28 protein-coding genes are annotated in these 23,362 nt (G+C 58.7%); 19 read left to right on the top strand and 9 right to left on the bottom strand.

Annotation, left to right across the window (positions count from 1 at the left end; genetic code table 11):
* The first annotated feature begins 289 nt into the window (after window positions 1-289).
* From ACR0M9_RS16530 to ACR0M9_RS16500, 7 genes are all read left to right on the top strand, one after another.
* Entirely contained in the window at window positions 290-1,444 is a 1,155-nt protein-coding gene (locus tag ACR0M9_RS16530; protein WP_480774130.1) for a phosphoserine transaminase, read from the top strand.
* Window positions 1,445-1,540: 96 nt separating this feature from the next.
* A complete protein-coding gene (gene serA / locus ACR0M9_RS16525) occupies window positions 1,541-3,136 on the top strand; it encodes a phosphoglycerate dehydrogenase (protein WP_480774129.1) in 1,596 nt (531 codons plus the stop codon).
* Window positions 3,137-3,257: 121 nt separating this feature from the next.
* Window positions 3,258-3,986 carry a metallophosphoesterase family protein gene (locus ACR0M9_RS16520; RefSeq protein WP_480774128.1) on the top strand — a complete coding sequence of 243 codons (729 nt, stop codon included), beginning with the start codon at window positions 3,258-3,260 and terminating at the stop codon, window positions 3,984-3,986.
* Between the two features lie 35 nt (window positions 3,987-4,021).
* Window positions 4,022-4,900, top strand: a complete 879-nt coding sequence (gene serB, locus ACR0M9_RS16515; RefSeq protein WP_480774127.1) for a phosphoserine phosphatase SerB — start codon at window positions 4,022-4,024, stop codon at window positions 4,898-4,900.
* Window positions 4,901-4,941: 41 nt separating this feature from the next.
* On the top strand, window positions 4,942-5,271 hold the full coding sequence (locus ACR0M9_RS16510; protein ID WP_480484177.1) for an ArsR/SmtB family transcription factor: 330 nt from the start codon (window positions 4,942-4,944) through the stop codon (window positions 5,269-5,271).
* Window positions 5,259-5,687, top strand: coding sequence for an SRPBCC family protein (locus tag ACR0M9_RS16505; RefSeq protein ID WP_480774126.1), 429 nt, complete (start codon window positions 5,259-5,261; stop codon window positions 5,685-5,687). The genes ACR0M9_RS16510 and ACR0M9_RS16505 overlap by 13 nt, the downstream gene beginning before the upstream one ends.
* 22 nt (window positions 5,688-5,709) lie before the next feature.
* A complete protein-coding gene (locus ACR0M9_RS16500) occupies window positions 5,710-6,030 on the top strand; it encodes a YciI family protein (RefSeq protein ID WP_267364302.1) in 321 nt (106 codons plus the stop codon).
* Window positions 6,031-6,035: 5 nt separating this feature from the next.
* Here ACR0M9_RS16500 and ACR0M9_RS16495 read toward each other — a convergent pair whose 3' ends face one another.
* On the bottom strand, window positions 6,036-7,034 hold the full coding sequence (locus tag ACR0M9_RS16495) for an asparaginase (RefSeq protein ID WP_480546627.1): 999 nt from the start codon (window positions 7,032-7,034) through the stop codon (window positions 6,036-6,038).
* A 179-nt stretch (window positions 7,035-7,213) separates the two neighbouring features.
* Here ACR0M9_RS16495 and ACR0M9_RS16490 point away from each other — a divergent pair, with 179 nt between their 5' ends.
* The 5 genes from ACR0M9_RS16490 to ACR0M9_RS16470 all read left to right on the top strand — a co-directional run bounded on the left by ACR0M9_RS16490 (window position 7,214) and on the right by ACR0M9_RS16470 (window position 10,756).
* Window positions 7,214-7,750, top strand: coding sequence for an invasion associated locus B family protein (locus ACR0M9_RS16490; protein ID WP_209505046.1), 537 nt, complete (start codon window positions 7,214-7,216; stop codon window positions 7,748-7,750).
* 164 nt (window positions 7,751-7,914) lie between these two features.
* A complete protein-coding gene (locus ACR0M9_RS16485; protein WP_267364300.1) occupies window positions 7,915-8,082 on the top strand; it encodes a hypothetical protein in 168 nt (55 codons plus the stop codon).
* A gap of 108 nt (window positions 8,083-8,190) precedes the next feature.
* Window positions 8,191-8,568, top strand: coding sequence for a lysozyme inhibitor LprI family protein (locus ACR0M9_RS16480; RefSeq protein ID WP_480774125.1), 378 nt, complete (start codon window positions 8,191-8,193; stop codon window positions 8,566-8,568).
* A 93-nt stretch (window positions 8,569-8,661) separates the two neighbouring features.
* Window positions 8,662-9,849, top strand: a complete 1,188-nt coding sequence (rlmN, locus tag ACR0M9_RS16475; protein ID WP_480774124.1) for a dual-specificity RNA methyltransferase RlmN — start codon at window positions 8,662-8,664, stop codon at window positions 9,847-9,849.
* A 286-nt stretch (window positions 9,850-10,135) separates the two neighbouring features.
* On the top strand, window positions 10,136-10,756 hold the full coding sequence (locus tag ACR0M9_RS16470) for a cytochrome P460 family protein (protein ID WP_480774123.1): 621 nt from the start codon (window positions 10,136-10,138) through the stop codon (window positions 10,754-10,756).
* Here ACR0M9_RS16470 and ACR0M9_RS16465 read toward each other — a convergent pair.
* The 3 genes from ACR0M9_RS16465 to ACR0M9_RS16455 all read right to left on the bottom strand — a co-directional run bounded on the left by ACR0M9_RS16465 (window position 10,753) and on the right by ACR0M9_RS16455 (window position 13,731).
* Complete coding sequence (locus ACR0M9_RS16465; protein ID WP_480774122.1) at window positions 10,753-12,411, bottom strand: U32 family peptidase; 1,659 nt, start codon at window positions 12,409-12,411, stop codon at window positions 10,753-10,755. The genes ACR0M9_RS16470 and ACR0M9_RS16465 overlap by 4 nt on opposite strands.
* 64 nt (window positions 12,412-12,475) lie before the next feature.
* Complete coding sequence (locus ACR0M9_RS16460; RefSeq protein ID WP_480484160.1) at window positions 12,476-12,814, bottom strand: hypothetical protein; 339 nt, start codon at window positions 12,812-12,814, stop codon at window positions 12,476-12,478.
* Window positions 12,811-13,731, bottom strand: coding sequence for a DnaJ C-terminal domain-containing protein (locus ACR0M9_RS16455; protein ID WP_480774121.1), 921 nt, complete (start codon window positions 13,729-13,731; stop codon window positions 12,811-12,813). The genes ACR0M9_RS16460 and ACR0M9_RS16455 overlap by 4 nt, the downstream gene beginning before the upstream one ends.
* A gap of 160 nt (window positions 13,732-13,891) precedes the next feature.
* Here ACR0M9_RS16455 and ACR0M9_RS16450 point away from each other — a divergent pair, with 160 nt between their 5' ends.
* Entirely contained in the window at window positions 13,892-14,275 is a 384-nt protein-coding gene (locus ACR0M9_RS16450; protein ID WP_267363718.1) for a hypothetical protein, read from the top strand.
* On the opposite strand, the gene ACR0M9_RS16445 is transcribed toward ACR0M9_RS16450, so the two are convergent.
* Together ACR0M9_RS16445 and ACR0M9_RS16440 are read right to left on the bottom strand one after the other, a co-directional pair.
* Entirely contained in the window at window positions 14,276-15,376 is a 1,101-nt protein-coding gene (locus tag ACR0M9_RS16445) for a cystathionine gamma-lyase (RefSeq protein ID WP_480484158.1), read from the bottom strand.
* 3 nt (window positions 15,377-15,379) lie between these two features.
* Complete coding sequence (locus ACR0M9_RS16440; protein WP_480484157.1) at window positions 15,380-16,222, bottom strand: LOG family protein; 843 nt, start codon at window positions 16,220-16,222, stop codon at window positions 15,380-15,382.
* A 79-nt stretch (window positions 16,223-16,301) separates the two neighbouring features.
* Here ACR0M9_RS16440 and ACR0M9_RS16435 point away from each other — a divergent pair, with 79 nt between their 5' ends.
* The 3 genes from ACR0M9_RS16435 to dapD all read left to right on the top strand — a co-directional run bounded on the left by ACR0M9_RS16435 (window position 16,302) and on the right by dapD (window position 18,794).
* Entirely contained in the window at window positions 16,302-17,213 is a 912-nt protein-coding gene (locus ACR0M9_RS16435; RefSeq protein ID WP_480539658.1) for a threonine/serine dehydratase, read from the top strand.
* Window positions 17,214-17,257: 44 nt separating this feature from the next.
* On the top strand, window positions 17,258-17,857 hold the full coding sequence (locus ACR0M9_RS16430) for a GntR family transcriptional regulator (protein ID WP_209598385.1): 600 nt from the start codon (window positions 17,258-17,260) through the stop codon (window positions 17,855-17,857).
* Between the two features lie 109 nt (window positions 17,858-17,966).
* Window positions 17,967-18,794 carry a 2,3,4,5-tetrahydropyridine-2,6-dicarboxylate N-succinyltransferase gene (gene dapD / locus ACR0M9_RS16425; protein WP_480506458.1) on the top strand — a complete coding sequence of 276 codons (828 nt, stop codon included), beginning with the start codon at window positions 17,967-17,969 and terminating at the stop codon, window positions 18,792-18,794.
* Window positions 18,795-18,911: 117 nt separating this feature from the next.
* Here dapD and ACR0M9_RS16420 read toward each other — a convergent pair whose 3' ends face one another.
* Window positions 18,912-19,316 (bottom strand): hypothetical protein, encoded by a 405-nt coding sequence (locus ACR0M9_RS16420; protein WP_480774120.1) that lies wholly within the window; start codon window positions 19,314-19,316, stop codon window positions 18,912-18,914.
* A gap of 226 nt (window positions 19,317-19,542) precedes the next feature.
* Window positions 19,543-19,878 carry a cupin domain-containing protein gene (locus ACR0M9_RS16415; RefSeq protein ID WP_480774119.1) on the bottom strand — a complete coding sequence of 112 codons (336 nt, stop codon included), beginning with the start codon at window positions 19,876-19,878 and terminating at the stop codon, window positions 19,543-19,545.
* A 115-nt stretch (window positions 19,879-19,993) separates the two neighbouring features.
* Between ACR0M9_RS16415 and ACR0M9_RS16410 the strand changes: the two genes are divergently transcribed.
* Window positions 19,994-20,338 carry a hypothetical protein gene (locus tag ACR0M9_RS16410; RefSeq protein WP_209598381.1) on the top strand — a complete coding sequence of 115 codons (345 nt, stop codon included), beginning with the start codon at window positions 19,994-19,996 and terminating at the stop codon, window positions 20,336-20,338.
* On the opposite strand, the gene ACR0M9_RS16405 is transcribed toward ACR0M9_RS16410, so the two are convergent.
* Complete coding sequence (locus ACR0M9_RS16405; RefSeq protein ID WP_480488553.1) at window positions 20,335-21,393, bottom strand: transporter substrate-binding domain-containing protein; 1,059 nt, start codon at window positions 21,391-21,393, stop codon at window positions 20,335-20,337. The genes ACR0M9_RS16410 and ACR0M9_RS16405 overlap by 4 nt on opposite strands.
* A 209-nt stretch (window positions 21,394-21,602) precedes the next feature.
* Between ACR0M9_RS16405 and dapE the strand changes: the two genes are divergently transcribed.
* Both dapE and ACR0M9_RS16395 read left to right on the top strand, forming a co-directional pair.
* The gene (gene dapE / locus ACR0M9_RS16400; RefSeq protein WP_480488554.1) at window positions 21,603-22,742 is read left to right on the top strand and encodes a succinyl-diaminopimelate desuccinylase; all 1,140 of its coding nucleotides are present in this window, start codon (window positions 21,603-21,605) and stop codon (window positions 22,740-22,742) included.
* 3 nt (window positions 22,743-22,745) lie between these two features.
* The gene (locus ACR0M9_RS16395; RefSeq protein ID WP_480774118.1) at window positions 22,746-23,321 is read left to right on the top strand and encodes a TIGR04282 family arsenosugar biosynthesis glycosyltransferase; all 576 of its coding nucleotides are present in this window, start codon (window positions 22,746-22,748) and stop codon (window positions 23,319-23,321) included.
* Window positions 23,322-23,362: the final 41 nt, after the last annotated feature.

The following is a 23,362-nucleotide window of genomic DNA, read 5'->3' as shown; positions in this document are numbered from 1 at the left end:
TCCCCCGTCAACCGCGTCGACAACGCATACGGCGACCGAAACCTCGTATGCACATGCCCACCAATGACAGAATACGAAGACGCCGCTGAGTAACACAACCAAACCCCGCCGAGACATCGGCGGGGTTTTTCGCCAATCGGAAACCCGTGTTCTGATTTGTGTCCGTTTCAGATGTCGTTTTTACCCGGTAAAGCGTCTTTTCCGCTTGCTGCAGGTGCGAAGGCCCCCTAGGTCTGTCCGTGGGACACCCCTCCCCAACGAGGGGCGTGTATCTGGAAGGGTAATACACATGACGATCGAACAACCGGCGACGCGGCCGGCAAATCCGCGCTTTTCTTCGGGCCCCTGTGCCAAACCCCCCACATTTGACCTGACAAAACTGGCCGATGCCGCATTGGGCCGGTCGCACCGCGCCGCTGTCGGCAAGGACAAGCTGAAGGCGGCCATCGAAGGCACGCGCGAGATTCTGGGCATTCCGGCGGATTACCGCATTGGCATCGTTCCCGCCTCGGACACCGGCGCGGTTGAAATGGCGCTGTGGTCTTTGCTGGGTGCGCGCAAGGTCGAGATGCTGGCCTGGGAAAGCTTTGGGTCCGGCTGGGTGACCGATGTGGTCAAGCAGTTAAAAATCGACGCCGAGGTGAAAACCGCGGATTACGGGCAGATCGTTGATCTGGCCTCGGTCGATTTCGCAAATGACGTGGTCTTTACATGGAACGGAACCACCTCGGGTGTGCGGGTACCCAATGGCGACTGGATTGCCGATGACCGCCAGGGCCTGACGATCTGCGATGCAACCTCGGCGGCGTTTGCGATGGATCTGCCCTGGGACAAGCTGGATGTAACAACCTTCAGCTGGCAGAAAGTGCTGGGCGGCGAAGCGGCCCACGGGATGCTGATCCTCAGCCCGCGCGCCGTTGAACGGCTGGAAAGCTATACCCCCGCATGGCCGCTGCCCAAGATTTTCCGCCTGACCAAGGGCGGCAAACTGATCGAAGGCATCTTTACCGGGGCAACGATCAACACGCCGTCAATGCTGGCGGTCGAAGATTATCTGTTTGCGCTGGACTGGGCGCGATCGGTGGGCGGATTGCAGGGGCTGATCGCGCGTGCGGATGCCAATGCGGGTGCGGTACACGCGTTCTGCGACCAGAACGGCTGGATCGCAAACCTGGCAGAGGATGAGGCGACGCGTTCGAACACATCCGTCTGCCTGAAGTTCACCGATGCCCGTATTCAGGACGGTGCAGCCTTTGCCAAGGCAGTCGCCAAGCGGCTTGAGACCGAGAATATCGCGCTGGATATCGGCGCCTATCGCGACGCGCCAGCAGGTCTGCGCATCTGGTGCGGCGGTACGGTTGAATCCTCGGATATCGAGGCGATGCTGCCCTGGCTGGCCTGGGCCTTTGCGACCGAGATCAAAGCGCAGGCGCAGGCTGCCTGAGTTTCATGTGCCGGGCTGAAGCCCGGCCTACCCCATCACCGATATAGGGCGGGCGTCAGCCCGCCACCCCCTGAAGAATTCAAAGGACCAAGCAAAATGGCTCCCAAAGTACTGGTATCCGACAAGCTCAGCGAAACCGCAGTGCAAATTTTCCGCGACCGTGGCATCGACGTGGATTTCATGCCCGAGCTGGGCAAAGACAAAGACAAGCTGGCCGAGGTGATCGGTCAATATGATGGTCTTGCCATCCGTTCGGCCACCAAGGTCACACCGACCCTGCTGGAAAAAGCCGACAGGCTGAAGGTCATCGGCCGCGCCGGGATCGGCACTGACAATGTCGACAAAGAGGCGGCCTCGAAAAAAGGTGTGATCGTGATGAACACGCCCTTCGGCAACATGATCACAACCGCCGAGCACGCCATCGCGATGATGTTCGCCGTGGCGCGGCAGATCCCCGAGGCCAGCACCTCGACCCATGCGGGCAAGTGGGAAAAGTCCAAGTTCATGGGGATCGAGCTGACGAACAAGACACTGGGCGTGATCGGTGCCGGTAACATTGGTGGCATCGTGTGCGAACGAGCGTTGGGCCTGAAGATGAAAGTCATCGCTTATGATCCTTATCTGGGCGAAGAGAAAGCCTCCAAGATGGGCGTCGAAAAGGTCGAGCTGGACGAACTGCTGGCGCGCGCCGATTTCATCACCCTGCATGTGCCGCTGACAGATCAAACCCGCAACATCCTGAGCCGCGAAAATCTGGCCAAAACCAAAAAGGGTGTACGGATCATCAACTGTGCCCGTGGCGGTCTGGTCGATGAAGTGGCTCTGTCCGAGATGCTGCAATCCGGCCATGTTGCCGGAGCGGCTTTTGACGTGTTCAGCGAGGAACCCGCCAAGGACAACGCATTGTTCAACCTGCCCAACGTGGTCTGCACGCCCCATCTGGGCGCGGCGACGACCGAGGCGCAGGAGAACGTGGCCTTGCAGGTGGCTGAACAGATTTCGAACTACCTGCTGACAGGCGCGGTCGAAAACGCGCTGAACATGCCCAGCGTGACTGCGGAAGAAGCCAAGCTGATGGGGCCGTGGATCAAGCTGGCAGGTCATCTGGGCAGCTTCATCGGCCAGATGACGGACGAGCCGGTCAAGGCGATCAATATCCTCTATGACGGTGTGGCCGCTGAAATGAATCTGGCTGCGCTGAATTGTGCCGTGGTCGCGGGGATCATGAAAAAGTTCAACCCCGAGGTGAACATGGTCTCGGCCCCTGTAGTCGCGAAAGAACGCGGGATCAAAATCTCGACCACCAATCAGGACAAGTCGGGTGTTTTTGATGGCTACATCAAGGTCACGGTCGTAACGGACAAGCGTGAACGGTCGATCGCCGGCACCGTGTTCAGCGATGGCAAGCCGCGCTTTATCCAGATCAAGGGCATCAACATCGATGCCGAGGTCGGCGCTCATATGCTGTACACCACCAACGAAGACGTGCCCGGCATCATCGGCACGCTGGGTCAGACCATGGGTGAGAGCAACGTCAATATCGCCAACTTTACCCTCGGCCGCGCTGAGGCCGGAGGCGAAGCGATTGCACTGCTCTACGTCGACGAACCGGTCCCGGCCGAAGCGCGGGCGAAGCTTGCCGAAACAGGCCTGTTTACACAGATCAAGCCACTGGAATTCGACGTCGCCTGATCGGGGCTGTTGAGTTTGAGGAACAGTTCAGGACCCGGTTATGCGAATATCCGGGTCCTTTGTTCTCTCAAACCATGATCTGAGGCACAAGCAAGCTGAACTTTACCGCCGGAGGCCGTCTATGACGCAGCCAATCTATGTTATTGGTGATCTGCACGGGCAGGTGGCTGAGCTGGAGCGTGCGCTGTCCCTGATCCAAAGCGACGGCGGACCCGATGCTCAGATCGTGTTTCTGGGTGATTACGTGGACCGCGGCCCTGACAGTCGCGGGCTGATCGAACGCCTGATTGAAGGGCGTGATGCGGGTCGGAACTGGATTACTCTGCTGGGCAATCACGACCGCATGTTTGCCTGGTTCATGGAAGACACTCCGCGCCACGATCCGCATTTGTTGGTGGGATACCACTGGTTGCATGACAGGTTGGGCGGGGTCGACACCCTGCGCAGCTATGGGGTGGAATTCGAAGGTCAGATCCGCCTTGAAAACCTGCACAGGATGGCGCAGGCAGCGGTGCCGAAGTCGCACCTGACCTTCCTGCGCGATCTGGTGGTGATGCATCAGACCCCCGAGATTGCCTTTGTTCACGCGGGTATCCGTCCGGGTGTCCCGCTGAATGAACAGCAGGCAAGTGATCTGATCTGGATCAGACAGGACTTCCACGACTACCAAGGCCCGCATCCCAAACTGATCGTTCATGGACACACGCCTGTGGATCAGGCGACGCATTATGGCAACCGGATCAATCTGGACACGGGGGCCGGGTACGGACGCCCGACGGGCGTCGCCGTATTCGAGGGACAGAATTGCTGGGAACTGACCGAACAAGGTCGAACACCATTGACGCCCTGACCGTTCCGCATGGGTATGACACTGGAGATTGGAATATGTACGTCGCCACTTTGCTGACCAACCCGGCTGCACCCTCACTGGACCGCGCCTTGCCAGAATCGCTGCGCAACGCGTGGGGCGGTGGGGATGTCCTGTGGCTCAGCCCGGACGAGGCGGTCGAGTTTGACCTGCGCGACATGCCCGCCAATCGCTGGGACGTTTGGGCAGACTTGCAAGGCATGGGCGTGGACCTGATTGTACAGCCTGCGGCTGGGCGGCGCAAAAAGATGCTGCTGGCCGATATGGACAGCACCATGATCCAGCAGGAATGCATTGACGAACTGGCGGATGAGGCTGGCGTCGGCGAAAGGGTCAAGGACATCACAGCCCGCGCCATGAACGGAGAGCTGGATTTCGAGGGTGCTCTGATCGAACGGGTTGGTCTGCTGAAGGATCTGGATGAAAGCGTCATTGGCAAAGTCCTGCGCGAACGGATCACCCTGATGCCCGGCGGACAGGTGTTGCTGGCAACGATGCGGGCCAACGGTGCCTATGCTGCACTGGTGTCCGGTGGCTTTACCGCCTTCACCGCGCGGGTGGCAGAACTGCTGGGGTTCGATGAAAACCGCGCCAACACTCTGCTGGCCTCAGATGGCAAACTGACGGGCGATGTGGCGCGTCCTATTCTGGGACGTCAGGCCAAGATCGAAGCGCTTGAACAGATCTCGACACGCCTTGGCCTGTCCGAAAGTGACGTGATCGCCGTGGGCGACGGGGCCAATGATCTGGGCATGCTGGGGCGGGCCGGAACCGGGGTTGCGCTTCATGCCAAACCGTCGGTGGCCGCAAAATGCGACGTGCGGGTGAATCACGGCGACCTGACGGCACTGCTTTACCTGCAAGGGTACAGTCGCACGGATTTTGTCGAATCCTGACAGGGCTTTTCATTATTTAACATTTGTGTTAAATAGAGGTCATGAGCACGCTTCTGACCACCTTTTCCGCTTTGTCTGATGCCACCCGGTTCTCGATTGTCGAGCAACTGATGGAGCAGGGCGAACTGCCCGCCGGTGACCTGATCGAAGGGCGTGGAATATCCGGCGCTGCGATCTCGCGACACCTAAAGGTGCTGCGCGAGGCAGGGTTGGTGCAGCAGCGTGTGCGGGGCACCCAACGGATGTACTCCATCCGGCCCGACGGGCTGCGGATGATTGCCGACTGGACCATCTCCAAACGGCAATTCTGGGAGAGCAGCCTGGATCGTCTGAGTGAAGTAATCGAAAGGGAGAATTCATGGCCGACCTGAAACTGGAACGGGACTTCCCCGTCAGCCCAGAAGACCTGTTCGCATGGATCAGCGACGGCAGCCGGTTGTTGCAATGGTGGGGGCCCGAAGGGATGCACGTACCTGATCACAATCTGGATTTCTCGCGCACCGGTCCTTGGTACTCGGTGATGGAGAATGGCGAGGGCCAGCAATACAAGGTCTCGGGCCACGTCACGCATGTCGACCCGCCAAACTCGGTGGGGTTTACCTGGGGCTGGCATGACGATCAGGATCAGCGCGGGGGCGAAAGCCACGTCACCTTTACAGTCACAGCGACAGGCACGGGGTCACGCCTGGTTTTGGACCACCGCGAACTGGCCGATGCCGAAGCCGCCGCGAACCACAATCAGGGCTGGACGTCTTCGCTGCGCAAACTCGAAGCGAAGTGCAAATAAGGTTTCATCAGGGAGGAGCGATATGCCCCAATATTTGTTTGTCTATCACGGGGGACACACCCCGACCGACCCCGCCGAGATCGAGGCGACCATGGCCGCTTGGGGCGCATGGTTTCAGGGTATGGCCGAAGCGTTAGAGATCCCCGGCAACCCGGTCGGACAGTCCTATACGGTCAGCAGCAGCGGGGTTGTCGACAATGGCGGTGCGAACCCGGCTTCGGGCTTTACCGTGATTAAGGCCGACAGCATCGAAGCCGCGACCGAGATGGCCAAGGGTTGTCCGATGGTCGTCAACGGTTCGGGCTCGGTCGAGGTTGCCGAGGTGCACGAGATCGAGATGTAGCGGCCTTAGCCGGGGAAACCCGGCGCAGGTTTGATCACGCCGCATTCCAGCCCCCGGCGGCTGTATTGCGTGGCGTTCATGAATTTGCGGGTGGCCGGGTGATCGGCCTCCAGCACACCAAGGCTCACCAGAATGGCGGCGATGGCACATTCGCTGGCCCGTGTGGTGCCATCGGTGATCTTCAACGCAACGCCCATGCGTTTTTCCGGGATGATGGCCACAAACACCGCCTCGGCCCCGGTCTTGATGGCGACGCGCCCGTTCATGGCGCGCATCAGTTCGGTGCAGGCACGGGTCTCACCGGCAACCAGTTCCGGATGCTTCACCATGGCTGCCACCAACTGAACCGCCGCCTCGCTGGAACGGTCGGACCGATCCGAGGCGCTTGCGAACCACGCCATCGACCGGGCCAGCCCGGCCAGCGACACGGCGAAATTCGGGGCGGAACAGCCGTCAATACCGTAACCGGGGCTGGTTTCGCCTGACGTCTCTTCGATGGCAGACAGGCAGGCCTGCTGCACCGGGTGGTCGATTTCCAGATATTCCGGTCCTGCGCCCATATGCTGACCCAGTGTCAGGAAACCACAATGCTTGCCGGAACAATTGTTGTGGATCTGGCACGGGGTGTCATCCGCCAGAATCAGCCGATCCCGCGCGGCAGTGTCCGCTGGCTCCTGTGGCCCGCAGCGCAAGTCGTGCTCGCTCAGCCCCAGATGATCAAGCCACGCTGTCACGCGGTCGGTATGGATCGCGGCCCCATTGTGGGACGCGCAGGCCAGCGCAAGATGTTCGCTGTTCAATCCGTATTTTGCCGCGGCTCCCGACGTGACCAGCGGAAGCGCCTGAATCATCTTGGCGGATGAGCGCGGATAGATAACCGCCTGCGGGTCGCCCCAGCTGCGCACGATCTGGCCGGTGTCGTCGCAGATGACCGCGTGGCCCAAATGCAGGCTTTCCAGCAAGTTGCCACGCCACAGTTCTGTCATTGCTACGGGCTGCGTCATCTGGACCTCCGAAATTTATGCGCAAAATTCTGCCAATCGCCCTTTCGCCTGTGGCGAAACCTGCGTTAGTGTGTGTATGTCGGCAATCATCGGAATGCGCAACGGAATAGACGGGCCGGAAGGGTTCGCAGCCATGTCCGATGGATTTGAGGTATCGGTCGAGCTAGGAGGCTGGACAAATGGGATCAATGCTCGTTCGTACGATCGCGGGCCTGTGTGTGGCAGGCATCGCCGCAACGTCTGCACTCGCCCAACAGGCGACAAGCACAAACCGGGTTGCTGCAAAAACGGACTGGAGCGTTTTTGTCGAAGATGATCCCACCGAATGCTGGAGCGTTTCGGCCCCCAAGGAAACCGTGAACACCCGGGGCGGGCGCGTCGTATCCGTGCGGCGCAGCGACATCCTGTTGTTTGTGTTCTATCGCCCCAATGCCGAGGTCAAAGGACAAGTGACCTTTACCGGCGGCTATCCGTTTGCACCGGGATCGACGGTGAACCTGAATGTCGACGGGTCCGAGTTTGAGCTGTTCACCGAAGGTGAGTGGGCCTGGCCCGCATCAGATGCAGATGACGCCAAGATCGTCACCGCGCTGAAACGCGGAACCGAGGCTGTTCTGACTGCCCGGTCCGAACGCGGCACACAAACCAAGGACACCTTCTCGCTGCTGGGCTTTACCGCAGCAATCGAAGACGCCGAAAAGCGCTGCACCAAGTAAGCACCCCGACCTAAGCAAATGGTCCCGTCTTTGGCGGGGCTTTTTTTGTTTTTACGCTCCCCTGTACCTTTACGCAGGATCAACCCGTTTACTTGATCCGTATCAATGTGAGCTCTGACGATTTCCGAACTAATCAGTTCAAGAGAAACCAAGGAGTTGCCACCATGCTGAACAAATCTCTTGTCGCGTTGATGATGATATCAGCCATGCTGCTGAGCGCCTGCGAAAACAAGGGCGAGACATATCCTGTAACCGGCGAACAATGCGGACCGAACGATCCGGTCAAGACCCTGGATGCCGAAGATTGCTATGTCCCACCCGCGGGTGTCTGACGCGGAACTGCATTTCCGTTGGTTTAGGGGGCCAACCGGCATCTAAACCTTTCTGGCAAAACATGTTACTCTGGCCTGATCCCTGCTGAATAGATGAATGAGACGGCCATGCGTCTGATCTTGATCGCGCTGCTTTTGCCAGCCACCGCAACCGCCGACCCGGCGTTGGAATGTTCCGACGCCGGATCACAAGTCGAAATCGGATCCTGCGTCGGACAGATGGAAGCACGGGTCTCGCGCGCTCTGCAGGTGAGTTTTGATTTGGCGGTACAATCTGCCAAGGAGCTGGACGAGGTCACCGGGCGGAAAGAGGCTGAACCTGCCCTCATGGCGGCGCAGCAGGCCTGGGAAACCTATCGTGACACGCATTGCACCGCCGTCGGCGCGTCGTTTGGTGGCGGTTCGGGTACAGGTATCGCAATCACATCATGCCGGGTGAATTTAGGGCGGGCACGCGTTGAAGAACTGTTGAGTTTTGCCAACTGACTGAAACGATTCCTTTTGATCTTTGCACAGGTTCCTATATAGAGGCGCATTCCAAGCCAGAATCCTTGAAGATACGCCTCAGCAGGTACCACAATGTCGCCCAAAGCGCCGATCACTCAAGACTTCATGACCCTCCCTCGCAAATTGCCCGAGGGGAAGGTGAACCTTGTCGGTCTCACTCGCGACCGTTTGCGCGAGGTCCTGATCGAACATGGCACGCCGGAAAAGCAGGCAAAGATGCGCACCGGTCAGATCTGGCAGTGGATTTATCAATGGGGTGTGCGTGATTTTTCCCAGATGACGAATCTGGCCAAAGCCTACCGTGCGCAACTGGCCGACAACTTTGTGGTCGAGATACCCGAGGTGGTGACCCGACAGGTGTCCGAGGACGGCACCCGCAAATATCTGTGCCGGATCGCGGGTGGGCACGAGGTCGAGGTGGTCTACATCCCCGAGGAAGATCGCGGAACGCTGTGCATATCGTCTCAGGTCGGATGTACGTTGACATGTTCGTTTTGTCATACCGGCACCCAGAAACTTGTACGTAATTTAACATCTGCAGAAATTGTCGGGCAGATCATGATGGCGCGCGACGATCTTGAAGAATGGCCGACCCCCGGTGCGCCAAAGGATGAAACGCGCCTTCTGTCGAACATCGTTCTGATGGGAATGGGCGAGCCGCTATACAATTTCGAAAACGTCCGCGATGCGATGAAGATCGCGATGGATCCCGAGGGGATTTCCCTGTCGCGCCGCCGCATTACGCTGTCAACCAGCGGAGTGGTGCCCGAAATTGCGCGCACCGCCGAGGAGATCGGCTGTCTGCTGGCGATCTCGTTCCATGCAACCACGGATGAAACCCGCGACGTTCTGGTTCCGATCAATAAACGCTGGAATATCGAGGAGTTGTTGCAGGCGCTGGCCAGCTATCCGAATGCCTCGAACTCCGAGCGGATCACGTTCGAATACGTGATGCTGGATGGTGTGAATGACAGCGACGCGGATGCCCATCGTTTGATCGACCACATCAAGCGTCACAAGATTCCGGCCAAGATCAACCTGATCCCGTTCAACGAATGGCCCGGTGCACCGTACAAGCGCAGCTCGAACAACCGCATCCGCGCTTTTGCCAACATCATCTATCAGGCAGGCTACGCCTCTCCCATTCGCAAGACACGGGGCGAGGATATCATGGCGGCGTGCGGTCAGTTGAAATCGGCAACCGAACGCGCCCGCAAATCGCGCAAACAGATTGAGTCCGAAGCCGGTTTAACCCGGTAGTTTTTCTGTTGGATTCATCATGGTTTGGATGGTCGCGCTTTGATTGTCAAAGATGACCGCCCGCACGCATGAAGTGTGCCTGTAAACTTAATGTTTCAGGTACTGATTCAATATGCAAAGTTTGCTATATTTTAATGATTCAATGCCGCAGGATGCAGGTTCAAATCGATGCACAAGGCGGTGAGTTTCCGGGACCTGAGCTGGTAAGAGATCCCGGAGCCGCTAAAATGCGAATACTGCCGTCAAGTGGCGCTCAGGCGAACTGATTTTCAGGTGGGTCGTAATAATGGACTCGTATCTTCGAATTTTTCTCCAGCACAAGGCCATTGCGTGCGCGATACTTCTGATTTCTTCAGGATTGGCAACGGCGGATGGTCACAACGCTCATATCGCGATCGAAAATCCGGCAGAGCTGAGCAAGGATGAGGCCGCGGCCCACTACCATTCACTAAGCCGTCGCATGGCACGGGGGTATGCCGCGGCGCAACTGGATCTGATCCTCAACTACCAAAGCTGGCCGCTTTTTAACGACGCGCCTTATATCTCGGCCACGCACGGGCAGCGTTACGTAAACTCGTATGCCAACCGAATGGCACATAACTACGGGACATTGCAGCAAGGCGAAAAACTTCCCATGGGATCGGTGCTTGCCAAGGACAGCATGACGGTGACCGATGAAGGTCACATACATCCAGGCGCCATGTTCATAATGGAAAAATTGCCAGACGGTACCAGCCCGATCACCGCTGACTGGCGTTATATAATGGTGCTGCCGGACGGGTCGGTGTTCGGGGATACTATGGGGGACCGCGCCAGTGAGGTCGCGTACTGCCATGTCTGTCACGAGCAAGTGGCGGATCGCGACTATACGTTCTTTATCCCCGAAGAATATCGGGTGGGAAACTAAGCCGGTTCACCCGGCAGCTTGAGTTCTGTCGCCTCACGGCGGCTGAGCTGTTCGCCTTGTTTTCGTTTGGACAGTACCTCGCGGGCCAACGCGTATTTGTCATCCTGCCAGAAGATCAGGCATCCGTTGCAGCCCTTGCCGCAGCATCCTTCCGTGCCGATGCGGTTTGTCTTGAACCGGCGTTCGTTACCGTCTTCGCCAATCTTTTCAACCAGATCATCGCGACGGCGTGCATAAGCTGTTGAATTGTCGCGACCGGAGGTTTCCAATCCCTGCACGAGCTTGTCAAAGCGAATGCGGCTCCAGTGTTCGTCGGTCAGGGCGCGTTCCTTGCGCAGCACTGAATAGACCGGAAAACGGGCGCGCAGATCGTCGATATCCTCGTGATCGAACAGGGTGAAAGGCATCCGAATGATGGTTTTTGTGCTACCATGTACCACGTCCAACCGCGCACCATCATGGGCGCGTTCGAAATCATAGACCCGCAGCAGAACCGTCTCGCGCGAGGTGGGCGAGACGAAATCCAGCACATCGCCCGGTTCCAGCTTGTTCTTTACCTCGACCAGAAAAGCATCCTCGGTCACTTCGGTGACGATCCCGGCATATTCCCACTGCGCGATGGATGCGGTGTGTTCGTAATCATGGGCGTAATTGGTCAGCCGCCCTTCGTGGAAGGCCAGCGTATAGCCGCGATTCCCGACGGTTTCGAGCTCACGCATGTAAGGCTTGGGGTCCCAGTTTTCGGGGTCCGCGAAATAGTCATCTATCGCCATACGATAGGCCCGTGCGACGATCGCGGCGTAGTATTCCGATTTGCCGCGCCCTTCGACCTTGAGGCTGTCGACACCGATTTTCAGGTACTCATCCAGCTTCGGCATGATGCAGAGGTCGCGTGAGTTGAGGATGTACGAGCCGCGATCATCCTCTTCGATGGGCATCAGGTCACCGGGGCGGCAGCCTTCTTCCAGCAGGAATTCGAACAGGTCGGCGTTTTCCTCGGTGATACGCAGCTCCTGATGTGTGCCATCCTTGAGGCGCAGTTTCAGACCATAGTTCCAGCGACAGGAATTGGCGCAGTTGCCCTGGTTGGCCCCGCGTTCGGCCATGAAATTCGACAGCAGACAACGGCCCGAATAGGTCATGCACATAGCACCGTGCACGAAGGATTCTAGCTTGATATCAGGGCACTTCTCACGGATCTCGACCAGTTCGGGATAGGAAACCTCACGCGCCAGAACCACCAGCTCGGCCCCCTGATCCTGCCAGAACTTCACCGACAGCCACGAACAGATATTGGCCTGGGTCGAGATATGCAGCGGCAGTTCGGGCGCGCGCTCGCGGACGTATTGGAACACGCCTGGATCGGCGATGATCAACCCGTCGGGCTGCACCTTGCGCACCGTGTCGATGTATTCGTCCAGCTTCGGGATGTCTTTGTTATGCGAGAACAAGTTCAGTGTCAGGTAGGCGCGCCGACCATGGCTGTGACAGAACTCGACCCCTTCAATTACCTCGTCCAGCGAAAACTCGGACTTGGTGCGCAGCGACATATCCGGCGTGCCCAGATACACGGCGTCTGCCCCATAGAGGATGGCGAGTTTAAGTTTGCGCAGATTGCCCGCAGGCATCAGCAACTCGGATCTGGGCTGGGTCATGGAAGCTACCTGACAAAGGATCAAGGCGGCCTTCTACGCCATAATCATTGCGCCCAAAACCCTGTTATCTGCGACGGAACCGCGCTGTGCCGATAACTTCGATCAGTTGTTGGCGCACCGGCTCGGGTTGCGCCTCGACTGCGTTCAGAACCTCACGCAGTTCGGCGCGCAGCCCATGCATCTGATCAATCAGCGAGATCATCATCGACAGCGCATCGGCCTCCATGTCGTATTGCTCGTGCAACTCGCAAGCCAGTTCCAGCCGGGCAACGTCGATACTGTGATAGACCAGCCCCTGCTCCGATTGTTCAGGGATCACGATCTCGGCCGCAAGATACTCGGTCAGGCGGTCCGAGGTCAGGCGCGAGACGGTTTCGATCAGTTCCTTTTCGGTCAGGGTCATGACGGCATTCCTTTCCGCGGATCGTAGCGGTGCGTTTCGCGCCATGTCTCCATGAACTGCCTGAGATCATCATCGATCTTGTCGGGCATCGAGACAGTCAATTCGATCAGTTGGTCGCCGCGCAGGGACGAGCCGCGTTTCTTCACCCCCTTGCCGCGCAGGCGAAGGGTTTTGCCGCTGCTTGTGCCCGCCGGAACATTGACGTTCACACCGCCATCGATGGTGGGGGCGGCGACTTTCCCGCCCAGAATGGCCTCATCGATGCTGATCGGCAGCGTGATATGGATGTCGTCGCCCTGACGGTCAAACACCGGATGTTTGGCGACCGTGACGGTCACCAACGCATCCCCCGGAGGGCCTTCGCCATAACCCGGAGCACCCTTGCCGCGCAGGCGGATGGTCTGACCTTCGGTTATCCCGGCGGGGATCTTGACCTCGATCCGGTTGCCGTCTGGTAGCGTCAGTTTCTGACTGGCGCCAAACACGGCATCCAGAAAGCTGATTTGCAGGGAATAGTTCAGGTTATGCCCTGGCGCATGAAACTCATGCCTTTGCTGGCCGCCAAATCCACTGCGGCCGCGCATGAATTCGGCAAAGATGTCCGACATGTCGTCCGGGTCCGCCTGACGCCCGCGATAGGGGTTTCCAGCGGCCTCAGCATAGTCCCGGTAATAGTGTTGTTGCGGGCGTTCCTGACCCGATGCGTCGATTTCGCCATTGTCGTAACGGGCGCGGGTTTCAGGATCTTTCAACACGTCATACGCAGCGGCGGCGGCCTTGAATTTGGCCTCGGCCTTGGCGTCGCCGGGTTTCAGGTCCGGGTGGCACTCCTTAGCAATACGCCTGTAGGCTTTCTTGATTTCGTCGGCACTGGCGTCTTTCGATACGCCAAGGACGGAATAGGGATCGTCGCTCATCTCACACTCACGGGTCAGGGACAGGTCTGATCTTGATGAATGTGTTCTACCACGTGTTTTCAACGGGTCAAAAGGAAGAGGCGATTGAATTGTCTCGAAAAAACTCAGAAGCCTGCTAATATCTTCATATTTCTGATTGTAGATTGACGGAGGCCATCCCATGTCGCGCAGAATCAAATCCGCTTTGGCCCTGCTGGCCGGCAATGCCATCGGGCTGTTGCTGGCTTCGCTGATACTGTCCGGTTTCGCGATCAAACCGATCTCATTTATCGTGGTTGTGATCGTTTTCACCGTCGTTCAGGTGATCGCCGAGCCCTTGATACTAAAGCTTGGCGAAAAGAAAGCGCCCGCATTGAAAGGCGGGATCGCCCTGGTCGTGACATTTGTGGGCCTGCTGGTGACCGACCTCATCGCGTCGGGGCTGACCGTTGGCGGTATCTCGAACCTGCTGGCGGCGACGCTGCTTGTCTGGCTGGGGGCGCTGATCGCCAGCGTGGTACTGCCGATCTACGTTTTCAAGGACCTGCGTGCCGCGAAGAAGTAATCACAGCGCGTTCAGGCTGGCCTCGATCGCCTGCCACAGTTCGTCCACCGGTTCGCATCCAACGGACAGGCGGATGAAGGCCGGGTCGACCATATCACCCCATCGCGCGCGGCGTTCGGCCGAGCTGTGAACACCTCCGAAGGATGTGGCGGGGCGCAAAAGCGGGCAGGTGTTGATGAAGGCTTCGGCCTTGTCTTCGCTCTCCAAAGTCAAGGATAGCAGAAATCCGAACCGTGCCGTTTGTGCCTGCGCCAGTGCGTGCGATGGATCATTGGCCAGCCCGGGATAGCGGACCTGTTTGACCGCTGGGTGAACTGCCAACCGTTCTGCGATTACCTGAGCCGAATTGCACATCCGGTCGAACCGGACATCCAGCGTTTCCAACCCGCGATGCAGCAACCATGCCTCATGCGGTCCGGGGATCGAGCCGGAGACCTTCCGCCATTCCTCGACCCGTTCCATGATGTCACTGTTGCGGCTGGCCACATGGCCCATCAGCATGTCGGAATGCCCGCCCATCGCTTTGGTGTCGGACGACACGACCACGTCGATGTCCAAATCCAACGGACGCTGACCCAACGGCGTCATCGTCGTATTGTCGGCAATCGTCACCCCGCCAGCAGACCGCACCTGTTCGGCTGTGGCTTTCAGGTCAATCATGTCCAGACCGGGGTTCGAAGGGCTTTCGACGAACACAACGTCAAACCCGTCAAAACCACCTGCGGCAAACGCAGTGGTCGGGCGCTCTTCAACTGTCACGCCAAGACGCGAAAGGAACCGGTCGGCCAGCAGACGGGTGACATAGTACCCGTCCGAAGGAATCAGAAGGCGCGACCCGGCTTGCACCGTTGCAAAAAGAGCCGCAGAAATTGCGGCCATCCCTGAAGGAAAACTGAGGCAGGGCGCGTCTTCCAGATGGGACAAAACATGCTCAAGATGTACCCAGGTGGGGTTATCGACACGGCCATAGGTCGGGTGACCGTCCGGCATGCCCGGCAGATGGAACATGCTGCTTTGCGTCAGTGGAAGGGCGACGGGTTCGCCTTTTGACAACGCGTTGCCACGTAGGTGGAGCATTTCGCCTGTCTTTGGGGGTTTCATCGCTCAGCGCCCCGGAATTTCGTCGCGGGGCGGGGCGGGTTCCCAGTTCTCGATGATCTCGGCCGCCTCCTGCGCGGTATCGACAAAGCGGAACAGGTCCAAATCCTCCTCCGAGATCGTACCGGCATCCGCCAGTGCGTCCCAGTTGATAACCTTCTCCCAGAACGCGCGGCCAAACAGCAGGAATGGCACGCGATCCATTCTGCCGGTCTGGATCAGGGTCAGGGATTCGAACAGTTCATCCAGCGTCCCAAACCCACCGGGAAAGATGGTGATGGCGCGGGCGCGCATCAGGAAGTGCATTTTGCGGATCGCAAAATAGTGGAAATTAAAGCTGAGCTCTGGCGTCACGAAACTGTTTGGCGCCTGTTCGTGCGGAAGCACGATGTTCAGCCCGATCGAGCACCCGCCCGCTTCGTGTGCACCGCGATTGCCAGCTTCCATCACACCGGGGCCGCCGCCAGTGACGATCACATTCTCGCGGCAGCCGGTTTCTTTTGATTTTACGGTCATCAGCCGGGCAAACTCGCGCGCCTCATCATAATATTTCGACAGGCTGGCCAGAGTCTCTGTCCGCGCGGTGTGCTTTTGCGAGGGTTCGGGAATGCGGGCGCCGCCGAACATTACGATGGTCGACGCGATCTCACGCTCGGTCATGATCATTTCGGGTTTCAGCAACTCAAGCTGCAAGCGTACAGGGCGCAGCTCGTCCCGGCACAGAAACTCGTCATCCGCGAAAGCCAGACGGTAGGCCGGAGAGCGTGTTTGCGGTGTGTCCGGAACCTCTTTCGCGGTCGAGCGGTCGGTCTGCGCATCGCGAAACGGACTGTGACGGTCTTCTCTCATCGGTGATTGATCCCTGCTTGCGTGTTTGACAAACAGCTATAGGGTTCGCGGGCAGAGTGCCAGTCACGGAAAGACGAGAATGAATTGGAAAAGTGAAATATCGGCGGCACGGGACCGCATCGCGGGATATGCGCAAGTGACCCCGGTTATGGAAAGCAACATTCCCGGCTATCCGGTTGAGCTGAAACTCGAGCACATGCAGCATACTGGCAGTTTCAAGGCGCGGGGTGCGTTCAATACGCTGCTCAGCTCGGATGTGCCGCCCGCAGGCTTGGTCGCCGCATCCGGTGGCAATCATGGTGCGGCGGCGGCTTATGCAGCGCAGACGCTGGGTTATCCTGCAAAGATATTTGTGCCGGAACTGGCAGGCCCGTCCAAGATCGCACTGATCCGGCAAACCGGCGCCGACCTGAGCGTTGTTTCCGGTGAATACGCGAACGCGCTGACCGCAGCGCAGGAGCATGAGGCAACAAGGGGGGCAATGCAGATCCATGCTTACGACGCCCCGGCCACGGTGGCTGGGCAAGGAACCTGTTTTGCCGAATGGGACGCCCAGGGCTTGCAGGCGGATACGGTACTGGTCGCTGTTGGCGGCGGCGGGCTGATCGCCGGGGCGCTGGCCTGGTTCGGTGGCGCGCGCAAGGTTGTGGCGGTCGAGCCGGAAACGTCCTGTGCGTTGAATGCAGCATTGTGCGCTGGTGAGCCGGTTGATGTTTCCGTGTCGGGCATCGCCGCAAACGCGCTGGGCGCGCGGCGGATCGGCGAAATCTGTTTTGAACTGGCGCAGGGTATGAGTTCGGTTCTGGTGTCAGACGATGCCATCGCGGCGGCACAACAGGCGCTTTGGCGCGCGCATCGCATTCTGGTAGAACCTGCCGGCGCGACCGCATTGGCCGCCTTGACCTCGGGTGCGTATCGACCCGAACAGGGTGAACGCGTGGGTGTTCTGGTGTGCGGTGCAAATATTGCGCCGGACCCGTTCGCTGGGTGAATTATCGGGTTGTGGATGTGGATGGTGGATTTTATCTATAATCCATGACTGCAATGATTTCCGACACGATTTACCAAAGCCTCAGCCAGCGGATCATCACCGGAGAGCTGGCAGCTGGTGAAAAGCTGCGGCAAGACCATATTGCCCGAACCTTCGACACCAGCCATGTTCCGGTGCGCGAAGCCTTGTTGCGGCTTGAGGCGCATGGGTTGGCCCGGCATGAACCGCGCAAGGGAATGCGGGTTACGGCGCTGGACCCGGCAGAAGTTCGGGAGGTGATCGAAATGCGGGTGGCCTTGGAAACGCTGGCGTTGCAGCAATCGATGCAAAACATGTCTCCGGTCGCGTTGGAAAAGATCGAAAACGCACGCATCGCCTGTGATGAGGCGCAGTCGATGCCGCAATGGGAGGCTCTGAACAGAACGTTCCATCGCGCCATTCTGACGCCTTGCGGGCTGCCTCGGCTTTTGCACGCAATCGACGATCTGCATATTGCAAGCGCACGCCATCTGTTCGCGCAATGGCGGTTGAAATGGGTGCAACGGGCTGACACGGATCATGCGGCCATTGTGCGGGCTTTGAAGCGCAAGGAAATGGCCACAGCAACGGCGATCCTGACCCGCCATATTCGGCGCGCGAGCTGATGACCCTCTGCCTCAGACGCAATTGGGCCCGTCTACGTCGCATTGCGCCATGGGTCCGGCTTGCGTATAGGCCAAATCAACGTGAACAGATTCTGTAGGGAGACACCCCATGTCCAACGCGCAACTGGAAGCCGCCATCGAAGCCGCCTGGGAGGCACGCGAGACAATCACGCCCGCCACAACTGGCGAGCAGCGCGAGGCGATCGAGGATACGCTGAATGCGCTGGACAGTGGCTCGCTGCGCGTGGCGGAAAAGCTGGAAACCGGTGACTGGCACGTAAATCAATGGGCCAAAAAGGCGGTTCTGCTGGGCTTCCGTATCAAGGACATGGAAATCCAGCCGGGCGGTCCGCAGGACGGCGGCTGGTGGGACAAGGTGGACAGCAAGTTCGCCGGTTGGGGTGAAAACCAGTGGCGATCTGCCGGGTTCCGCGCGGTTCCAAACTGCGTGGTTCGCAAGTCGGCATTTATTGCACCGGGCGTGGTGCTAATGCCGTCTTTCGTGAACCTTGGGGCCTACGTTGACGAAGGCACGATGGTTGATACCTGGGCCACTGTCGGGTCCTGCGCGCAGATCGGCAAGAATGTGCACCTGTCGGGCGGCGTTGGTATTGGCGGAGTGCTTGAGCCGATGCAGGCTGGCCCCACCATCATTGAAGACAATTGCTTTATCGGCGCGCGCTCGGAAGTGGTCGAGGGATGTATCGTCCGCGAAGGCTCGGTTCTGGGGATGGGCGTGTTCATTGGTAAGTCCACTAAGATCGTGGACCGCGAAACCGGAGAAGTCATGTATGGCGAGGTTCCGCCCTATTCGGTTGTGGTCGCGGGTTCCATGCCGTCGAAGAACAACGTCAGCCTCTATTGCGCTGTGATCGTGAAGCGGGTCGACGAAAAGACCCGCTCGAAAACGGGCATCAACGAATTGCTGCGGGACTGATCGTTCTGGGAATGTCATAAGGCCGGAGCAGTTACGCTCCGGCCTTATTTGTTCTTTGGGTCAGGTCGGCTAAGGCAGATACCAAGCTTGTGGTCCTAGCCTGCCTTGAAGTGCTGCTTAGCGGCTCTCACCCTGCATGGCTTCCACTTCTGTGCTTCCTGCATTGGTTTCCGCACCACCGCCTTCGGCCTCGCCGCCGCCATCGGCTTCACTGCCACCTCCGGATTCACCATCGCCGCCGGATTCGCCTCCGCTTTCGGCCTCACTACCGCCTTCGGAATCGCTACCGCCCTCGGTGTCACTGCCACCTTCGGCCTCACCATCGCTGCCGGATTCACCTCCGCCTTCGGTCTGCGCGCCGCCTTCGGCCTCGCCGCCACCGGTGGTTTCGCCGCCTTCACCGCCCGCTTCTTGGGCATAAGCAGCATCACTTGTTACAAAGGACAGAATTGCAACAGCCGGTATACCGGAAAGTACAATCACGCTTGCTGTTGTTGTCATCAATCTGGACAGAACACTCATCTCAACTCTCCTTTGAAAATGACTTATGCAGTACCCGCAGCGTAGGGCCGGCATCGACGCTTAGTTGTGAATTGCTGGCGTCGTGTCCCGGCTAGCGGGAATTGGCCCAAAATGAAGAGGAAGACTGGCGCAAAAGTGCCGGATTCAACTCAACAGCTTTTCAGGCCGGAGGCCTTCAATCAATGAGGGAGGCCGAGACTCGCGTTCACTGAGTCTCTCACCCAGCTTATCCCTTGATCGGATATCGGTCCGGTTCCTCGAAAACATCTATGACCCGTGTGCCAGCCTTGATTTTGCCGCCATGTTCCACGCCTGATGGGATCGAATAACTGTCGCCCGAGCGGTAGGTCCGGGTCTGCCCGTCGATGGTCAATTCAATCTCACCCTCCACCACTATGCCCCATTGGGCTTTGTGAGAATGTAAGGGCAATTCGAAATCCTGAAGAAACGTAAAGAACGCCACCAATCCTGCATCCGACCGGATCACGGCCGTTTGCACCACGTCGTCGGGGAACGGTACGTCGAGGCTGGGAAAACTCGCTATGAAATCTGGGTAGGGCATGAAGGCGTCCTTTGTATTCGGGATCGGTTTATTCCGGGTACTATGGGGGCAAGGCGGGGCTCCTGCAATTGTTGGCTGCTTGACCGCGAACTGGCGCGGGGCTATGGCCCGGTGCATGGAGAAGCAAAAGAAACCCTCGCGTCAGCAAGTCTATACCCTTCTGGTCCAGATTGGCCGCAAGGAGGGCGACGGGCTGCCCGATGGGGCGACCGGCGCGGCGCTAATGTGCTATGCCAGCGGCGTGGATGAGGCCGAGGCCGTGCGTGAGACGGTCGCGATCCTGAAGCAGGCCGACACCGCACCGCTGGATGTCACCGGATACGGCACATTGGCCGAGCGTGAAGCGCAAGGTCACGATATCGAGGCGGACGAACGTGCGCTGATGCAGAGGGCATTGGATGAAAACGCAGTGATCGTCGCGCAGATGACACCGTTTTTCGGAGACGAGGCGCAGGCCTAGTTCCGCGATCCGAACCACTTGCGATAGATTTCGTCATAGGTTCCGTCTTCGCGCAAGCCAAGCAATGCCTGGTTTACATCCTCGACCAGAGGTGATCCGGTCGGGAAAGCGATGCCGTAGTTTTCGCGCAGGAAAACACCACCTGTCATCGACGCAATGCGCCGCCCTTCATGGGCCGCAAAATAGGACAGGATCGGCGCGTCGAATACGACGGCATCCAGATCTTCGGCCTTGAAAGCGTCCAGCATCTCATTCAACCCCGGATAGCTGGTAAACTCGATCTCGCGCCGGTTCAGAAAACTGGCCGCTGTCGACCCTGATATTGTCCCGACAGTCTTGCCGTACAGGTCGTTCACCGAATTCACGCTGCCGGTAATGGCGTCCACGGTCATGACCGAGGTGATACGGGCGGTGAACACCGAAACGATGAACAAGGATGACACCACCAGCACGACACCCAACATTCGACCGAACGGAGTGCGCGGCATTCGCTCTTCGAAGCCGCCATTCACAACCAAGTTCAGCGCCCACCAGAACGATGGGAACCACGCTTCGTTCAAGTCGCGGTCGAAATAGGGTTGGGCGCGGCGTTCAAAGCTCCACATCAACATGCCGCCACCGAGGAGAATGGCAAAGGCCAGCCCTATGGCGATGAACAGTTCTTTCGAGAGCAGGGCCTGCAACAGCGATGGTTTTCGTACCGCGTCCGAGGGTACCATGATCTGAAGACCCGCTTCGAAGATCGGCTGAGAGAAATCCATTTGCGTTTCACGCAGGGCGGTGATCGAGATATTGGCGATGGCAAGGTCTGCAGATCCGCTCTGCACGGCACCCAACATGTCAGAAAACGCCTCGACGCGGTTGACCGTGTAGTCCCAGTTCAGAGCCTTGGCCAAAGCCGCCAGCAAATCCATAGAGAAGCCGGTTTCGTCGCCATCCTCGACATAGGAAAATGGCGGGCGGGTCACGGTTGTGACCGAAAGGGACTGTGCCAGGCTTTGCTGTGCGATGACGGCGAAAGTCAGGCAGATCAGTGCGAAGAAGGCGCGCTTCATATTCAATTCACCTGTTTCGCGGCCCTGTAACGCGAATTTGTGGCGGGCGGCAAGGTGGTCGCAGGGTAAAGTGCCATGTTTTATTGGGGTGTCGCTTTGACATCTAAATATTCGGATGACCGTTTTTTTACGGATTGGGGTTGGAAAACCGGCCAAATCGTTGAATCTGTGCGCGAACCCGCGTCAGACACAGTTCCAGAGGCCCCCGCATGACTGATCCCGTCCAATTGACAGCCGAACTGATCCGTTGCCCTTCGGTCACACCTTCAGAAGGCGGAGCACTTGTTTTGCTTGAGGCGGTGCTGTCGGAGGCAGGTTTCGAATGCACGCGCGTTGATCGCGGCGGCATCAGCAACCTTTTCGCGCGTTGGGGGCAGAAAGGTCATGCGCGCAGTTTCGGATTCAATGGTCACACGGACGTCGTCCCTGTCGGCGACGAAGCTGCCTGGACTGCGCCGCCCTTCGGGGCCGAAGTGCGGGATGGGGTGATGCATGGGCGCGGCACTACCGATATGAAATCCGGAGTTGCGGCTTTTGCGGCTGCGGCAATGGATTTCGTGCGTGACACCCCTCCGGATGGGGCAATTGTCCTGACAATTACCGGTGATGAGGAAGGCGATGCGTTGGACGGCACCACTGCGCTTCTCGATTACATGAAAGGCGCGGGTGAGCGTATGTCGGTCTGTCTGGTAGGAGAGCCAACATGCCCGAACAAAATGGGTGAGATGATCAAGATCGGTCGTCGGGGCTCAATGACTGCGTGGTTTAAGATTACAGGTGTGCAGGGGCATTCGGCTTATCCCCATCGGGCCAAAAACCCGCTGCCCGCCATGGCGCGGCTGATGGATCGGCTTGCCAGCCATGAACTGGATCAGGGCACGGACCATTTCGACGCCTCCACGCTGGCTGTTGTCACCATCGACACTGGAAACGCCGCGACCAACGTGATCCCGGCGCAATGCAGCGGCGCGGTCAACATCCGCTTTAACGATCTGCATTCCGGAGCCAGCCTGAGTGACTGGTTGCAGTCAGAAGCGGATCTGGTGGCAGCTCAGTACGGTGTCGAAATCGGTGTCACGATCAGTATTTCGGGTGAAAGTTTTCTGACCCCGCCGGGGCCTTTGTCGGATCTGGTGGCCAAAGCGGTCGAAGCCGAAACCGGCGTTACGCCTGAGCTGTCGACAACCGGCGGCACCTCGGACGCGCGCTTTGTCAAAGACCATTGCCCGGTGGTGGAGTTCGGCTTGGTCGGGCGCACGATGCATCAGGTGGACGAGTGTGTTGAGGTTGCGCAGATCGAGCAGCTCAAATCGATCTATACCCGTATCCTGACGGATTATTTCGCCTGATCCATGCAACGCACATTGGTGATCATGGTCAAGGAACCCAGACCGGGTCGTGTCAAGACGCGGCTGGGGCGCGATATCGGCATGGTTGGTGCCGCGTGGTGGTTTCGGCATCAGACCCGCGCCTTGATCCGCAGGCTACGTGATCCCCGTTGGCAGATTGTGCTGGCCGTGTCGCCCGATGCGGAGGGCCTTGTAAGCCGCGTCTGGCCCGTTGACCTGCCACGCGCGCCGCAGGGGTCCGGCGACCTGGGTGGCCGGATGAAGCGGATGTTGGGCGGAATGCCCAAGGGGCCGGTTTGCCTGATTGGTGCGGATATTCCGGGTATTTCGTGTGCACATATTGCCCGTGCATTTGGTGCGCTTGGGCGATCCCAGATGGTGTTCGGCCCCGCGCCGGATGGCGGCTATTGGCTGGTCGGTGCGCAGCGTTATGGCGCGCTGCCCGCAGGTCTGTTCCACGATGTGCGCTGGTCGACAGAACATGCTTTGGGCGACACACTTGCCTCAATCCCAAACTGCCGTGTGACCCTGCTGGACCAGCTACGCGATGTGGATACAGTTGCTGATCTGAAACCCTGAGGTTTTTTGGTCATGACGCGGTCGCAAACGCGTGCTACGCC

The organism is Ruegeria sp. CH2 (assembly GCF_056537065.1).
This window is presented reverse-complemented; position numbering and strand designations above follow the sequence as displayed.